Raw genomic sequence first — 15,946 nt, 5'->3', positions numbered from 1 at the left:
CCCTGCTGGTAGGCGCCATAGGCCGCGAGCACCCTGGCCGGAGCGGCATCGGCCGAGCCTGCCAGTTCGTAGCGTTCGGCGCAGTCGATCGCCTGGACCGCCAGCGCGCGTAATTCACCGAGCCGGCCCGCCATCCCGGCCGCCCCGGCCGTCGCGGTTCTGGCACGGACCGCGACGCGACCCAGTCCGGCCTGCTCGGAGTGCACGATCGCGTGGCGCACAGACGCCGCGCCGCTGTCGATCTCGCCCCCGTAGATCTCGGCGATGCCGCAGTGCAGCGCGGCGTAGCAGTCGAGGTCGGGCTGACCGGTCACCGGCGGCAGCGGCCAGCGCATCGAGGACGAATCACCCACCAGGACAGCCACTCCCGCGCTCACAGCGCGGTCGAGAGCGGCCACCCACTCGGCGGGCACCACCGGCGCGGCCGATTCGGGGCCCACATGGGCGGCTTCGAGATAGACCTCCGCGGCGGCGATATCGCCCGACTCCACCGCGACGGCCGCGCGCAGCAGGCGAACGAAAGTGTCGTGTTCGGGGAGGTTTTCGAGGGCGGCGAGCAGGGCGTGACCCGTGCCGTCCAAGACCATGCGCAACCCCCAGTCGCGCAGGAAGGGCACCAGCCCGGGGGTGCCGGGCTCGGCCAGGACATGGCCGAGCGCGGGCCCCGGCATCGCGGCCGCGGTGAACCAGGCCGCCACCCGGCGATGACAGTCGGGCAGGCGCTCCGGCCTGGTGTACGCGGCCTCGGCGAGCAGGTAGGCGCGCAGGAGCGGATGGTAGGTGTGCCAGAGTTCGCCCGCGTGGGCGACGGTGTGCAGCGGGAAGTTCGCGCGCAGCAGTTCGTCGAGGATGCGGGCGGCGTCGTCACCGACCAGATCCTCGGCCATCGGCAGGCAGAATTGCTCGGGAACCGCGGTGGCGAGCAGGAATTCGAGCGTGGGCGCGGGCAGGGCGGCGAGCAGTTCGGCGACCAGGAAGTCGGCGACGGCGTGTGAGGGGCGGGCCAGCGCGGCGAGGGCGGTGTCGCGGTCGGTGCCGCCGGCCGACAGGCAGATCGCCGCGATGCGCACCAGCGCGGCCCAGCCACGGGTCAGGTTCTGGACCACGGCGAGTTCGGCGTCGTCGAGCCGGCACCCGTGCTGGGCGAGCAGTTGAGCGACCCGATCCGGGGACAACGCGAGTTCGGGCACTCCGATCCGGGTGAGCCTGCCTGCCAGGTCGAGGGCGTGCCACCGCAGCGGCGGGTCGAATCGGCTCGCGATCACCGCAGTGACCTGGCCGGGCAGGTGTGTGAGCAGGTATTCGAGGCCGGCGAGTTGCAGCGGGTCGGTGAGCAGGTGGGCGTTGTCGATCACCAGCACGGTCGGCTCGACGCAGGCCAGCGCGGCGACGAGGTCCACGGCGCGGTCCATCGGCGTGTGCAGCATCCCGGTCGGGACGAAATCCGCGATCGGCTCGAGTGTTCGGGCGATGTCGGCCAGCAGATCGGATCCGTGCTGTTCGGCGACGGTGGACCACGCGACGCGTGCCGAGCACCGGCGGCGCACCCAGTCGACCAGCACGACGGTCTTCCCACTGCCCGCGGGCCCGCACAGCAGCACCGTCTGCCCGGCGCCTGCCTGCGCCCGATCCAGGCGGGCGAACGCCTCGTTGCATCGAACCGGGGCGAAGGACAGCTCGGGAAGACCGGCGAGCCGACCCGACACAGCTATCACCGAGCCGCCACCGTGAAAGTCCAGAGAACCCGACGACGAAGCCATCTTCACCCTCCTGAACACGCTGTTCACCGCGCGGCGGCCGACCTCCGCCGAGATCGACGGTAGGCGAATCAGCGGCTGCGCGGTTGCTGGCGAGGGGAAGTGAGGGCGCTCGTTATCAGATCGACGTCGACTCGTCGGCGGATGCTCAGTCGGGCAACTGGGACATACTCAGCAGCGTGAGGCCGAGGGTGTCGATGCGGGCCATCACGCCACGCATGGCCGTACTGTCGGCGACCAGACCGAAGAGGGTGGTGGTTCCGGTGGGCGAATGCGAGCTGGGGCGCAGCTCGGGGAAGGCCGCGAGGACACGCTCGGACAGCTCGCCCTCGATGACGAACTGATAGCGCAGCGGGCCGGACGTCGACATGGTTCCAGCGTCGCGGCCGGTCGCCGAGGGCGCCTCATCCGCTCCGGGTGAATTCGGTCGCCACCTGCGACGTCACCGGCCGAAACATTTTTAAACATGGTTATTTCAGTTTCCGGGACGCGGTCCCGCTCCGGTGGCTAATGTCGCGCTCAACATCAGCGCGAACAGGAGAACATCATGAAGATCTACCAGGCGCGGCGTGCCGGTTTCGGACTCACGGCATTCACCGCGGTGGCCGCGGCCGCCGTGCTGGCAGCACCCCAGGCATCCGCGCTCGTGCAGGGGATCGCGGTGAGCGGCAGCACGCACTACGTGGATACCGCCTACACCGTGACCGCCGATGTCACGGCCACCTCGTTCCTGTTCAAGGTGACCTTCACCGACAACGGCACCCAGATCGGCGAGCCGGTCTCGGTGGCCGACGGCAAGGCCACCATCACCTGGACGCCGAAGACCACCGGCGCGCACGAGATCAAGGCGGTGCAGGAGCTCATCAGCTCGAAGACCGTCACGATCACCGTCGCCCCGAAGCCGACCAACCCCGGCGGTGGCACGAGTACCGGGTCCGCTGATCTGGGTGGGCTGCTGTCGGGCTCGGCCGGCTAGCCCACCCGCGACGACGGCCGCCGCGAACCTCTCCCCGCGGCGGCCGTTCGCGCGTTCAGGCCTGGTCGTAGGCCTGTTGCAGGGCGGCGATGTCGAGCTTGGACATCGAGCGCAGCGCCGTGCCGACGGCGATGACGCGATCGGTCTCGCCACCCATCAACTTGGGCAGCACCGCCGGGACGACCTGCCAGGACACTCCGAAGCGGTCGGTGAGCCACCCACACGGGCCGGGCGCGCCGCCGCCACTCGTCAACGCCTCCCAGAGCCGATCGATCTCGTCCTGGGTATCCACGATCACCTGCAGCGAGGCAGCATCGCTGTGCGGGTGGCCCGGGCCGCCGTTCATCAGCGTGACAGCCTGGCCGTCGAGGTCGAGGGTGACGATGAAGGCCGAACCGTCGCCCTGGCGGGTGACCTCGACGACGCGCGAGTTCGGGACGGTCGCGGCATAGAGTTCGCCCGCCGCTTCGGCGTCGGCATCGAACCAGAGGAATGTGTTGACGGACATGATGTGCTCCTTGGGGTGAGTGGCTTGCTTCACCCACTGGTCGGAGCCGCACACCGCCCTTCGACACATCCACCGAACTTTATTTTCGCGGCAAGGTCTGCGCGAACCCCACTCCGCGTTCGACCATTCCCGCAGTGCGGTGTCATCGTCGACCGCGTCGGGGGCCACGCGCAACCAGCCGTGCAGTTCGCGCCCGCCCATCACCATCGGCGTGATCGTCGATCCGTCGAGCAGGGCATCGCCTTCGGCCGGGGCGACCCGCACCAGCAGCCCGCCCTTGCCGCTGGCGGCCACGGCCATATTGCCGCCGATCAGGAAGGCGAGACCGCCGAACATCTTCCGCTCGTCGAGATCGGGCCGTGGGTAGACGATCTCCCGGATCCGCTCGGCGAGTTCCTCGTCGTATGCCATCGACTCAGTGTGCGCCGAGCCACCGACAAGAAGGCTCAGATGCCGAGGGCGGCGGCGAACATCGGCCAGGAATCGTGAACGTCGTCCTGCCAGTACGGCCAGGCATGGGTGCCCCCGGCGCGGAAGCGGACGTCGGCGGGGATGCCGAGCTGGGCCAGGCGTCCCGCGAGTGGGGTCGAGCAACTGCCGACCACGGCTTCCATGGTGCCGCCGACCAGCAGCCGGTCGAGCAGGACGCCGACGTTGCCCGCGATGCTCGGATCGTTGAACGCCTCGTGCGGGCCGGGGGCGCCGTTGCCCGAGGACAGGTAGATGGCGGTGCCGCGCAGGCGGTCGGCGTGCAGGGTCGGGTCGTTGGCCGCCCACGCCGGGTCGCCGGGGGCGCCCCACATGTTGGTCGCGTCGGCGCCGAACGTGGCCAGCTGGGACCGGACCAGCGTCTCGGCGAGCGGATTGCTGGTCTGCGTGCACCCGCTGAAGGCGCCGACCGCGCGATACAGGCCGGGCGCCGCGATCGCCAGGTTCAAGGCCGAGGTGGCCGACATCGACAGGCCCGCGACGCCGTTGGCGCCGGTCATGCCGAAGCGATCGTTGAGCAGCGGGGGGAGTTCGTCGGTCAGGAAAGTGGACCACTTGTTGCGACCCAGCGCACCGTCGTCGCGCTGCCAGTCGGTGTACATGCTGGCGCGGCCACCGATCGGGACGATCACGTTCACCGGCTTGTCGGCGAAGAAGTCGACCACATCGGTGCGCCGCATCCACGGCCCGCCGCCCTCGCCACCGTCGACCGCGTTCAGCAGATACAGTGCGGGCGCACCGGACCCGGGATGCGACATCCAGAGGGTGATCGGGCGGTTCATCGCCGCGGAGTACACGACCACCTCGAATTGCCGACCGCCGAGCGGGCGAACATCGAGGATCCCCGATTCCGCCGACGCCGCGGGCGAGACGACGATTCCACAGCCGAGCAGGACGAGCAGACAGCACACAAGCCGACGCATGCGACGTAGTGTGCCGCATGACCCCGCTAATGTCCGGCATTGGGCGGTTCGTGTCCCTATTGTGCGTGTTCATCCGGAAAATGCGCGCGCAGCCCGGTGATCGAGGCGGGTCCCGCGTCGGGGACGTGCATCCGGTCCGCAATCGCGGCACGGAGCTTGCGCGGGAGTCCGGGCGCGTGACGGGCGAGGTAGGCCGAGAGCCAATGCGGTTCGCCGACGAGGAACGGGAAATCGGTGTTCATCATCGGGCGGATCACCAGCATCGGCAGCGGCGCGTGCAGCGGGCGGTAGTCGCGATTCCACAGGCCCGCCACCGGGCAGCCGGGATAGAACTGGCCGAGCATGGCGCCCGCGCGCACGATGTCACTCTTTCGCGTGGCGTGGGCGGCGTCGATGCGGGTGGTGTCGTCGAGGTCGGGGAAGACGGTCAGGACGGCCGGGGTGTGGTCGAGGGTGCGGTAGAGGTCGAAGGCGTCGTCGACGGCCTCGGCGATCGAGCCGGTGTCGGCCAGTTCGGCGATCCACAGGGTGTGTTGTGCGGCAGCGGGTTTGACGAACGGGCAGACGGGGCCCGGTCTGCCCTGGGCGGGATCCGGTCGCATCAGGGTGTCGGCGAACCACTCCAGCAACGGCGCCGTTCGAGGATGTTCGGCGGACCAGCGGACGGGGTCGTCGTAAACGCACCACCAGGTAGCGGTGGTGCGCCTGCCGGTCGTCGAGCGCAGGGTGGTCATGGTGTGGCTGTCGCGGTTTCGGCCGCACGCAGGTGGCGGTCGAGGATCGGGCCGATGTGAGCGACGACGTCGGTGTTGGTGAGCTGGGCGTGAGTGGTGTCGACCGGATGTTCGATGAGACGACCCGTGACGAAAGGACGCCACATCTGGGCGTCGAGGAAGGCGGTCATGCCCTGGGTGGCGCAGAAGTAGAGGAGGTCGCCGTCGAACCGGTCGGGGCGGTAGCCGTGTGAGAGACGAACACCGTCGGCGTAGGCCTCGTGCAGTCGGGTCAGCTGGGCAGCGGCGAGCCCGGACCCGAGAGTTGCTCCGGCGGCGGCCAATTCGGCGGCGGCTTGCTCCGCCGAGAGGTCGGGAAGGGCGTCTGCGTCGTCGGGTTCGTCACCGAGCAGGTGGGTGAGGAGGTCGCGCATGCGGGGGCGCGGGGGTGGGTCGGCGTGATCGGGGATGACGACACTGTCGAGCATGGCGAGGGTGGCCACGTCGCGACCTCCGGCGCGCAGCCGGACGGCGGTGGCGTGGGCGAGTTGGCCGCCGAGGGACCAGCCGAGGAGATGGAGGGGGCCGTCGGGTTGCAGGCGGGTGATCTCGGTGGCGTAGGTCCTCGCGAGGAAGTCGACGGTCAGGGCGTCGGGTCGCGCGGTCACGTGCGCACCTGATGTGGCCTGGCCCGACCGTGTCCCGGACAAGGTCGGTGCCTGCAATCCGTACACAGGACGGTCCGTGATGTGGCGTGCCAGGCCGGTGTAGCACCAGGCGAGCGGGACGGCGGAGTGGACACAGAACAGCGGTGGACGGGTTCCACCGGTGCGCAAGGGCAGCACGGTGGCGAGGGCGTCGGCGCCCGGGTCGGCGTCGGCGCGGTAGGTCTCGATGCGGTGGGCGAGGGCGGCGACCGTCGGTGCGGTGTAGAGCCAGCGGACCGTGATCGGGGTGTCCGTCGACTGGGCCAGCTGCGCCGAAACACTCACGCCGGTCAGCGAATTGCCGCCGATCGCGAAGAAGTCGTCGTCGGCGCCGACCGTGTCGAGATGGCAGGCAGTGGCGAAAGTGGTGGCGATCAGGTGTTGGAGCGGGGTTTGCGGCGATCGGTAAGGAGTGGAGGACGGCGTGGGAAGTGCCGCGCGGTCGAGTTTGCCGTTGGCTGTCAGTGGGAGGCGGTCGAGGGTGACCAACGCGGCGGGGACCATGGCCGCGGGCAGGACCGTGCGTAAACGAGCGAGGGTTGCGGTGGCATCGAATGTGATATCCGAGGAGAACACATGTTCCGGCCCACGGCGGGCCAGGGCCGAGGCACTGTCGAAGATGGCGTCCGGCGCCGAGGGATCCGCCGAGCCGCAGACCGGGACCGAGGCACCGTCGGCTGCGGTGCCCGACGCGGAGAGATCGGCCGAGCCACGGACCGGGACGGAGGCACTGTCGGCCGCGATGTTCGGCGCGAAGGGGTGCTGCGGACCGGCGCGGACGGAAGCTCGGGTCGGGACGACGTAGCCGATGAGACGGGCGGCGGGGGTGCCCGCGTCGGCGATGTCGACTGCGGCGTGGGCGATGGCAGGGTCGGTGAGCAGGGCTGCTTCGACTTCGGCCGGTTCGATGCGGCGGCCGCGGACGGCCAGCTGGGAATCGATGCGGCCGAGGAACTCGTAGCCGCCGGCGCGTGGTCCGACGAGATCGCCGGTGCGGTAGACACGTTCGCCGCCACCTCTGGGATCTGCCACGAAACGGGCCGCGGTGGTCGCGGGATCGCCGAGGTAGCCCTGCGCTACGCACGGTCCACCGAGGTACAGCTCGGCCCGCGCACCGGCGGGGACAGCCCGCAGGCGTGGATCCAGGAGCAGCGCGACCACTGTCGGTAGCGGTGCGCCGATCGTCACGGGCTCCCCCGCTACCAGGGGCGCCGATTGGGTGGCCATCACCGTGGCCTCGGTGGGGCCGTAGCCGTTGTGCAAGCGGACTCGGGATGCCCAGGTGGCGACCAGTTCCGGCGGGCAGGCCTCGCCGCCGACGACCACCACCGCCAGACTCGGCACGTCAGCGGGGCGCAGTGTCGCCAGCACGGCGGGCGTGGTGAGCAGATGTGTGACGCGATGCTGGGCGATCAGCCCGGTCAGCTCCGCGCCCGCCACCACCGTGGGCGGTTCGATCACCAGACGCGCGCCCGCGGCGAACGCGGCGAGGAGTTCGAGCAGGTGCGCGTCGAAGGCGGGTGAATGCGCGTGCAGCACTACCGAATCCGGCGTGGTGCGGTAGCGGTCGAGCAGGTGGCCGGTCAAGGGAGCGAGGCCGCGATGCGTCACCGCGACGCCTTTGGGCGCCCCGGTTGTCCCCGAAGTATGGATCAGGTAGGCGAGGTGCGCGCAGGTCAGCCGGTCGCGACGATCCGCGTCGGTGACCGGGTCCGATCGCTGATCGGCCACGTGGGCCAGGGTTTCCGCGTCATCGAGCAGCAGCCAGGTGACCCCGGCGGAATCGCCGGATCGCCCGGGGCGAGCAGCCCGTGTCGTCAACCCCAGCACCGCACCGGATCCGGCGATGATCCGGGCGACCCGCTCACCCGGATCACCCACATCGATCGGTGTCAGACAGGCACCGGCCGCCGCGATCGCGCGCACTGCCAGCACCGACTCGAGCGACCTCGGAATCGCGGTCAGTACCGGACTCCCCGGCGTGGCCCCGTACGCGATGAGTACCCTGGCCCACCGCGCCGCAGACTCGCCGAGCTCCCGATAGGTCATCGACCGGCCATCATCCACCACCGCGACGGTGTCTGCCCCATCGAATCCGCCGAACAGTTCCGGCAACGTCGAAGTCGTTGCCGCGCAAGCGACCCGGTGCGAGAGGGTCGGGACCGATTCCGCGACAGGCCGGAGCAGCGGTCGCTGCGCGAGGTCACCCGTGTCCTCGCTGTCGCCTGGTTTCACGGCTGCGTCCTCGGTGGGGGATCGCGAAGGGCGTGGGGTGGTGAATTCAGTGGTCAGGTCGCGGATCTGCCGGGCGGGTTCGGCGGCCAGGAAGGTGGCGAACCAGTCGAGGAACAGGCGGTGGTACCAGGCCAGGGTGGCGACGTCGTAGCGGGCCGGGTTGGCTTGGAAGTCGATCGTCGCGGTGGTGTTGTCGGGACCGAGTTGATAGCCGTTGACGAGGAGGTCTTCGACGGGGCCGAGGCTCAGCAGGTGGGCCCGGCCGTCAGCCGCACCGAGGGTCAGCGGAGCTGTGAAACCGAGGAGATTGATCACGGGGCCGAATCCGCCTCTGGCCAAGTGCGTTTCGCCACGGTCGCGTTGAATGTCCTCATAGCGGTAGCACTGGTGACGCAGGGCCCCGATCACCCGCAGGCGCACCTGATCGATCAGTTCTTCGACTGTCGCCGTATCGAGGTCGCGCAGCCGCAAGGGCACGACATTGGAGACCGACCCGGCCGAGCGTCGCAGGGCAGCGGTGGGCCGAGCGGCCACGGGCAGTGAGAGGACGATCTGGTCGGAGCCCGACATTCTGGCGAGGAACGCGGCGAAGGCAGCGGCGGTCAGCTCCGGAAAGCTGGCCGCGTAACGCCGGCGCGCGACGGCCAGCAGATTCGCGGTGCGCTCGTCGAGGCAGGCCGACACCCGGTGCGGACAGGCCGACGCGGGCGCGGCGACACCGGCCATCCCGATCGGATCCGGCAGCCCCGCAGTCTCTTTCGCCCAGAACGCCCGATCCGCCACCGCGCGAGAGGAATGCCGATAGACCCGATCCGCCTCGACCAGGTCCTCGATCGACAACACCTCGGCCCGGTCGAGATCTCTTTCCTGCGAATAGCTTTCGGCAGCCAACCGGAGCAGCGCCGCCGCACCGACACCATCGAGCACCAGATGATGACTGCGTAGGTAGAGAAAACACCGCTCGGGTCCCACCCGGTACAGCGTCGCGACAGTGATCGCGTCCGTGCACAGATCCAGCCGGGCCCGTCGATCCGCCTCCATCCGCGACAGCGCTTCGACCACCGCCGCACCATGATCCACACCGCCACCCGGCGGCCCCTTCGCAGCAGCGGTGAGATCGACCTCGGTGAGTTCGCCGAAGATGGCCGGGTCGAGGAGTTGGTGCGGTGTGCCGTCGACGAGCCGTATGCGCACATGCGGTGACTGCAGCCGCACCGCCGCCGAGCGGATCGCGGTGCGCAGGCGCGCGATGTCCAGTGGCCCACGCAGATCCAGATACAGGGCGATCGTGGCGGGCACACCGGGTGCGAGCTGATGAGCTACCCACCAGCGTAATTGCCCGGGAGACAAGGGAATCGGCACAGCTTCTGCCGCCATCACGGCATCTACCGCGCCGATACCATCCTCGCCTTGCCGCACCGGGCCTCCCGGGATTCGGAGCAACCGTTGACTGGTTCCCCGGCAAACCTACGGCATCTACCCCGCGTCGGGCACGGATAGCCGTGCGGCCGCGTCGGCGGCGACCACGTCGGCGAGCACCTCGTCCAGCTTCGACGCGGTGGTGCCGAAGGTGGTCCGCAGCGCCGAATCGTCGACGACGAACTCGCGATGGGACATGTGTTTCGTCTCGAACAGTTCGGTCCAGAACGGGTCCTGCTGAGCGAATTCGGTGATCTCCGCGTCGGTGAGCACCGCGAGTTCGGGTGTCGCGACGCCGGCCAGCTCGGCGAGCCGGTTCGCGATCTCGCGCACGGTCGTGGTGATCACCGGGGCGTGCCAGGCCCTCCCCCACGACCGGTCGTCACGCGCGACCGCCACCAGCGCGGCCGCGGCATCACCGATCGCGGTGTAGGAGTGCGGGAGGTCGAGTTCCTGCGGGACCTTGGCCGGGGTGTTCGCCAGGACCGCGGCCTGGACGAACAGGGTGAAGACCGAGACAGCGGCCGCGCCGAGGAATTGACCCGCGCGCACTTCGGTGACGCGCAGCCGGCCTGCCTCGTGCGCGGCGAGCGCATCGGCCCACATCCTGGCCCTGACCGCACCCTTGCTGCCGGTCGCGGCGAGCGGGGTGCGTTCGGACACCACCCCGTCGACCGGGCCGTAGCCGTACAGGTTCCCCAGCATGACCAGGTCGGCGCCGACGGATTCGGTGGCCGACAGGATCGAGCCGAACAGGGGCGGAACCGTTTCCGGCCAGGTGTGATACGCGGGCATCGCCATGTTGAAGACGGTGCTCGCACCGGTCGCGATCTCGATCAGAGCGGTGGTATCGAGCGCGTCGAGGGCGATCAGTTCCACGTCGGGATGGGTGGGGCCGAGCCCGGTCCGGCTCACCATCCGTACGCGATCCCCGGCGTCGACCAGCGACAGCGCGGTGGCGGTGGCGGTGCCGCCATGGCCGATCACAACATGAGTGGACATGTGAATTCCCTTTCACGACAACATATTTCGATGCGAGCGACGTGGTCGCGCCCGCGCCTTCCACGATGCCGCTCGCGAGACGGCTAAACTAGCGGCCGCACTGCCAGCTATCCCAAGGATCAGGCCATGAAGACCATTGCCGTGGTTGCTGTCCCACCGGTGAAGTCCTTCGATCTGTCGATGCCCGAAACGCTGATGGGCTCGATCACGGTCGACGGCGAGCCCTGTTATCGCGTGGTTGTGTGCACCGCCGTGCCGGGGGCGCTGCCCTCGATGTCGCCCGGTGGGTTCGACGTCGTGATCCGGCACGGGCTCGAGGTACTCGACACCGCCGACGCGGTGATCGTGCCGAGCACCGGCAGTCGCGCCGACGCGGATCCGGTGACGCTGAAGGCGCTGCGCGCGGCCGTCGACCGCGGCATCCTGGTTACCTCGATCTGCAGCGGCGCGTTCGTGCTCGCCCAAGCCGGACTGCTCGACGGGCGCACCGCGACCACCCACTGGGCACTGGCCGAGGAGCTGGCCCGCGACCATCCGCTCATCCAGGTGCGCAGCGACGCACTGTTCATCGAGGACGGACCGGTGACCACCGCGGCAGGCGCGGCAGCCGGAATCGACCTGTGCCTGCACCTGATTCGCGCCGACTACGGCGCCACCGTGGCGAACGCCGCCGCGCGGGCCGCGGTGGTGACGCCCGTGCGGCCCGGCGGACAGGCCCAGTTCGTCGACACGCCACTACCCGCCGACGACGACCTGTCCCTCTCCGCCACCCGGACGTGGGCGCTACAACGCCTCGACACCCCTGTGTCCCTGCGCGAGCTGGCCGAACACGCGCGAATCAGCGTGCGCACCCTGAGCCGCCGATTCCACGAGGAGACCGGCCTCAGCCCGCAGAAATGGCTGCTGAGTCAGCGCATCCACCGCGCCAGGGAACTACTGGAATCGACTACCTTGCCGATCGAACAGGTCGCGCGGCACAGCGGCATCGGCTCGGCGGAGTCGTTGCGCCAGCACATGGTTCGCCAGGTCGGCGTCTCTCCGAGTACCTACCGCGCGAATTTCAGTACGGCGCGATAGGCGGATAGCCGGGGTAGGGCTGGTAGCCCTGCGGCGCCGGAGCCGCGAAGAAGGGCGAGGACGTCCGGTTCCACAGCAGGATCACCGCGGCGAGCCCGATTGCCAGGGTGACCGTGCTGAACACCAGCGCGATCCCCGCCGTCGAGGTGAGGAACGCCGTCACCGTGCCTGCGGCATAGAGCAGCGCGTTGATTCCGAACAAGACTGTCCCCGTGATCCTGCCCCAGTTCTTTCCGGCCCGGCAGACGAACGCCATCCACACCCACAGCCCCACCGTCACCAGCGAACTCAGGAGGGCCCCGCCGACGCTCGCGTACACCAGAAGATCGAGGTCGTCGCCCCGCAACACCCCACCCGAAGCGTCGAGCGCGGCACTGCGTGTCTCGTCGAGCATGGTGAGCGAGTAGGCCATGCCGAGCAGCGTGACCACCGCCCCCGCCAGCATCACGTAGAACGCGATCTGCACACTCTGCGGAACAACCCGAGGCCCGGCGTCCACCGGCGCACTACCCGGCCCGGGATATGGGGCACCCGGCCCATAGGGCGGCGGCGGCGCGTAGGGCGGTGGCGATCCCACCGCACCCGGCACCGGGCCGTGCGTCGGCGGGTGCGGAACGGCCGAGCTCGGCGGTGGCGGATAGGTGCCGGGAACCAGTGGATTCACGGACCCACGTGCCGCCGACTCGTCCGGATACGCCGTCAGCCCGTCATCCTGCGATGAATAGCCCTGACCTGCGGACGAATCTGACATCGAGCGGTGCCCCCTTGTTGTGAAGTCGGCCCAACTCTAGTCGCAGCCGCCCGCACCGGCTGCCTGTGCGATCGGCGTCAGCGAACGCCGACCAGCTCCCTGGCCGCGCTCCGGTACCGATCGACGATCAACCGGACAACCCCCGGATGCACACCGATCGGCTCGGCCACCCCATCGGCACCGGCATCGTGCAACCGCTGATGAAACAGCCCGTGCGCCAGCAGATACGACGCGATGAACACCCGTTGCGCACCCGATTCGCGCAGCGCGGCAACGACTTCGGGCACGCGCGGCGTCCCGGTCGCCACATACGCGATCTTCACCGGCGCGGCCAGCTGCTCGGCCAGCATGCCCGCAGCCCGCCGAACATCCTGGCGCGCACGCGAATCCGAAGAACCCGCGGCCGCGAACACCACCGCGTCACCGGGCTTCCACCCGGCCGCGCGCAACCGCACCGCCATGATCCGGGTCAGCGCCGGATCCGGTCCCATCGCCTCGGTCACGGCCACCGCGCAGTGCCCACTCTCGGCAACCTCACGCGGAACGTCCTGGTACACGTGATAGCCGGAAGCGAGGAACGCCGGAACAACGACAGCGGGCCCATCGAGATCCCGCAGCACCTCCGACGGCGACGGACCGAGCACGTCGACGAACGCTGTCCGCAGCGCGGTATTCGGCGCCGAGACGCCGAGTTCGGCGGCCACCGCGTCGGCCAGCGCCGCGATCATCTCCACCCCGCGCGCACTGCGAGTGCCGTGCGCGACCAGCACCAGAGCCGGATCACCCGGCTGCCCGGCGCTCACCACACTCCGATCGCTTGAGCCGGCCGGGGCGAGCGGGCGGGCGTTCCGATCCCCGCGGCGTGCGGTGCCTGAACAGCCGCGCGCACGGGCGGCGTATCGGAGCAGTCGGCCGCGTCCAGCGCCAGCCGGTACCCGCGCTTCACCACGGTCTGAATCGCCTTGGGAGTGCCCAAGCCGGCCCGCAATCGCGCGATCGCGGTCTCCACCGCATGGGTGTCGTCACCGCCACCCGGCAACGCGGCCAGCAGGTCTTCGCGCGACACGACCCGACCTGGCTGACGAGCCAGCGATCGCATCAACGCCATCGGGGCGGGCGCCAGCTGGCGCACCTCACCGTCGACGACAACACATCCACCACGCACGCTGATCAGATGACCGGCCGCGTAGATGCGGCTGGCGCGACGCGGAAGTTCTTCTGCCACATGGCGAGCCAGCGCGCCCAGCCGGGCACGCCCGGGCATCGTCGTCGGCACGCCGAGTTCTTCCAGCGGGGCCGCGGTGATCGGCCCGACACAGGCGGCGAGCACCCGGCCGCGGAACGCGTGCAGCACCGACTCGAGGAGTCCGGTTTCCTTGGCGCGCATCAGCAGTGACGCCACGGCGGGCGCACTGGTGAAGGTGACGCAGTCCAGGCTGCCGGAGATGATCGATTCGATCATGTTGTCCATCGGCCCACGATCGGCCGGCGGCTCCCAGCGGTACACCGGGACCGGGACCACGTCGGCGCCCGCGCAGCGCAGCACCTCACAGAAGTCGGGAACCGGCTCCCATTCGGTGGTCGCGCCGTGCAGCTGCACCGCGATACGGACGCCTTCGACGCCCTCGGCGAGCAGATGGTCGAGCACCTCGGCCGAGGACTCCGAGGCAGGCGACCATTCCTCACGCAGTTCGGCGGCGCGAATCGCGCCCTTGGCCTTGGGGCCGCGGGCCAGCATCCGGGTGGACGCGAGGGTGTCGCGCAGGACCTCGGCCAGGCCCCAGCCCTCCGCCGCTTCCATCCAGCCGCGGAAACCGATGCCGGTGGTGGCGACGGTGATCTGCGGCGGATCGGCGATCAGCAGTTCGGTGACCCGTTCGAGCTCGGTGTCATCGGCCAGCGGGATGATGCGAATGGCGGGGGCGGACACCACGCTCGCGCCCTTGCGGGTGAGCAGGGTGCTGAATTCCTCGGCGCGGCGAGCCGCGGTGACGCCGATGGTGAAGCCGGCAAGGCACGGGCCACTGTCGGTGGGAGAGGTCATGGGGTCTGCACCGGCTCGTTGGAGACCGCGACGACGCCGCCATCGAGTTGGACGGCGTACACCGGCAGGGACTGGGACTCGTCGTCGAGACAACGGCCGTCGATCAGCGAGAAGGCCTGCTTGAGCAGCGGCGACGCGACGACGGGAACACCGCCGCGATCACCGATGATGCCGCGAGACATCACCGCGGCCCGGCCGAACGGATCGATGTTGCCGACGGCGGCGAGCGTGCCGTCGGTGAGTAGGAACAGAGCCGCCTGACGGCCGCCCTTCAACAGGACAGCCACGCCGCGCCCCGGGATCAGGAAATCGAGCCGGCAAGCCTGGGTCCAGGTCACGGTCTCAGTGGTGATGGTGGGTGTGTCGATAACGGTCATCGGTTCCTCCTCCGAACGCCTTACCTATTGGTACAGGCGCCCTGTTTCCGCAGCGTTAAGGGCTTATTTCCCGGCCGGTGCTGTGTCCGAAGCAACACCGACGGGCATGCCGGGAAGACCGAGGAGCACTGGTACCTTGCGTTCGCCGCTGTCGTCGAACGAAATCGTCGGATCGGCTTCGTCAGGGGCATTGACGAAGGAGACGAAGCGCGAAAGCTTGTTCTCGTCCTCGAGCACGGCCGCCCACTCGTCCTTGTAGCCCTCGACGTGCTTGGCCATGGCGGCCTCGAGGTCACCGGCGATGCCGAGGCTGTCGTCACAGACGACGGCCTTGAGGTAGTCGAAGCCACCCTCGAGGGCCTCCTGCCACGGCGCGGTGCGCTGCAGGCGGTCGGCGGTGCGGATGTAGAACATCAGGTAGCGGTCGATGTAGCTGATCAGGGTCTCGTCGTCGAGGTCACCGGCCAGCAGCACCGCGTGCTTGGGGGTCAGACCGCCGTTGCCGCCGACGTAGAGGTTCCAGCCGTGCTCGGTGGCGATCACGCCGACGTCCTTGCCACGGGCCTCGGCGCACTCACGCGCGCAACCCGACACGGCCAGCTTGATCTTGTGCGGCGAACGAAGGCCGCGGTAGCGCTTCTCCAGCAGCACGGCCATGCCGACCGAGTCCTGCTGGCCGTAGCGGCACCAGGTGGAACCGACGCAGCTCTTCACGGTGCGCAGCGACTTGCCGTAGGCGTGGCCGGACTCCATGCCGACGTCGACCAGGCGCTTCCAGATCAGCGGCAGCTGCTCCACGCGGGCGCCGAACAGGTCGATGCGCTGACCACCGGTGACCTTGACGTAGAGGCCGAACTCCTTGGCGACCTCGCCGATCACGATCAGCTGGTCGGCGGTGACCTCGCCACCGGGCATCCGGGGGACGACCGAGTAGGTGCCGTTCTTCTGCAGGTTGGCCAGGAAGTGGT

12 protein-coding genes and 3 pseudogenes are annotated in these 15,946 nt (G+C 69.5%); 2 read left to right on the top strand and 13 right to left on the bottom strand.

Annotated elements, in window-relative coordinates:
* Positions 1–1,760 (bottom strand): AAA family ATPase (locus tag ACFWF3_RS04140; RefSeq protein WP_379312367.1); only part of this gene is annotated, 1,760 nt, incomplete at its 3' end.
* A 145-nt stretch (positions 1,761–1,905) separates the two neighbouring features.
* Entirely contained in the window at positions 1,906–2,127 is a 222-nt protein-coding gene (locus ACFWF3_RS04135; protein ID WP_378632772.1) for a hypothetical protein, read from the bottom strand.
* Between the two features lie 177 nt (positions 2,128–2,304).
* On the opposite strand from ACFWF3_RS04135, the gene ACFWF3_RS04130 reads away from it, so the two are divergent.
* The gene (locus tag ACFWF3_RS04130; RefSeq protein ID WP_378632770.1) at positions 2,305–2,733 is read left to right on the top strand and encodes a hypothetical protein; all 429 of its coding nucleotides are present in this window, start codon (positions 2,305–2,307) and stop codon (positions 2,731–2,733) included.
* A 55-nt stretch (positions 2,734–2,788) separates the two neighbouring features.
* Here ACFWF3_RS04130 and ACFWF3_RS04125 read toward each other — a convergent pair.
* From ACFWF3_RS04125 to ACFWF3_RS04100, 6 genes and pseudogenes are all read right to left on the bottom strand, one after another.
* A pseudogene (locus ACFWF3_RS04125) lies at positions 2,789–3,223 on the bottom strand (VOC family protein); the annotation flags it as partial.
* A 97-nt stretch (positions 3,224–3,320) separates the two neighbouring features.
* Positions 3,321–3,652 (bottom strand): annotated as a pseudogene (locus tag ACFWF3_RS04120) (TfoX/Sxy family protein).
* 35 nt (positions 3,653–3,687) lie between these two features.
* Positions 3,688–4,653: an alpha/beta hydrolase gene (locus ACFWF3_RS04115; RefSeq protein ID WP_379312366.1), complete on the bottom strand. Its 966-nt coding sequence runs from the start codon at positions 4,651–4,653 to the stop codon at positions 3,688–3,690.
* A 56-nt stretch (positions 4,654–4,709) separates the two neighbouring features.
* On the bottom strand, positions 4,710–5,387 hold the full coding sequence (locus ACFWF3_RS04110; RefSeq protein WP_379312365.1) for a DUF6875 domain-containing protein: 678 nt from the start codon (positions 5,385–5,387) through the stop codon (positions 4,710–4,712).
* The gene (locus ACFWF3_RS04105; protein WP_379312364.1) at positions 5,384–9,685 is read right to left on the bottom strand and encodes an amino acid adenylation domain-containing protein; all 4,302 of its coding nucleotides are present in this window, start codon (positions 9,683–9,685) and stop codon (positions 5,384–5,386) included. Before ACFWF3_RS04105 ends, ACFWF3_RS04110 begins: the two co-directional genes overlap by 4 nt.
* 99 nt (positions 9,686–9,784) lie before the next feature.
* On the bottom strand, positions 9,785–10,729 hold the full coding sequence (locus ACFWF3_RS04100; protein WP_379312363.1) for an NAD-dependent epimerase: 945 nt from the start codon (positions 10,727–10,729) through the stop codon (positions 9,785–9,787).
* A 126-nt stretch (positions 10,730–10,855) separates the two neighbouring features.
* Here ACFWF3_RS04100 and ACFWF3_RS04095 point away from each other — a divergent pair, with 126 nt between their 5' ends.
* Positions 10,856–11,806, top strand: coding sequence for a GlxA family transcriptional regulator (locus tag ACFWF3_RS04095; RefSeq protein WP_379312362.1), 951 nt, complete (start codon positions 10,856–10,858; stop codon positions 11,804–11,806).
* On the opposite strand, the gene ACFWF3_RS04090 is transcribed toward ACFWF3_RS04095, so the two are convergent.
* From ACFWF3_RS04090 to ACFWF3_RS04070, 5 genes and pseudogenes are all read right to left on the bottom strand, one after another.
* Positions 11,790–12,557 (bottom strand): hypothetical protein, encoded by a 768-nt coding sequence (locus ACFWF3_RS04090; RefSeq protein WP_379312361.1) that lies wholly within the window; start codon positions 12,555–12,557, stop codon positions 11,790–11,792. The two genes, ACFWF3_RS04095 and ACFWF3_RS04090, sit on opposite strands and share 17 nt — an antisense overlap.
* 77 nt (positions 12,558–12,634) lie before the next feature.
* The gene (locus ACFWF3_RS04085; RefSeq protein ID WP_379312360.1) at positions 12,635–13,363 is read right to left on the bottom strand and encodes a sirohydrochlorin chelatase; all 729 of its coding nucleotides are present in this window, start codon (positions 13,361–13,363) and stop codon (positions 12,635–12,637) included.
* Entirely contained in the window at positions 13,357–14,601 is a 1,245-nt protein-coding gene (locus tag ACFWF3_RS04080) for a uroporphyrinogen-III synthase (RefSeq protein WP_378991282.1), read from the bottom strand. The genes ACFWF3_RS04085 and ACFWF3_RS04080 overlap by 7 nt, the downstream gene beginning before the upstream one ends.
* A complete protein-coding gene (nirD, locus tag ACFWF3_RS04075; protein WP_101466100.1) occupies positions 14,598–14,978 on the bottom strand; it encodes a nitrite reductase small subunit NirD in 381 nt (126 codons plus the stop codon). Before nirD ends, ACFWF3_RS04080 begins: the two co-directional genes overlap by 4 nt.
* Positions 14,979–15,041: 63 nt before the next feature.
* Positions 15,042–15,946, bottom strand: a pseudogene (locus ACFWF3_RS04070) (nitrite reductase (NAD(P)H)); the annotation flags it as partial.

This window comes from Nocardia sp. NPDC060220, assembly GCF_042727815.1.
Taxonomy (GTDB): domain Bacteria; phylum Actinomycetota; class Actinomycetes; order Mycobacteriales; family Mycobacteriaceae; genus Nocardia.
The sequence above is the reverse complement of the archived record's forward strand: the minus strand, read 5'-3'. Positions and strand labels throughout refer to the sequence as shown.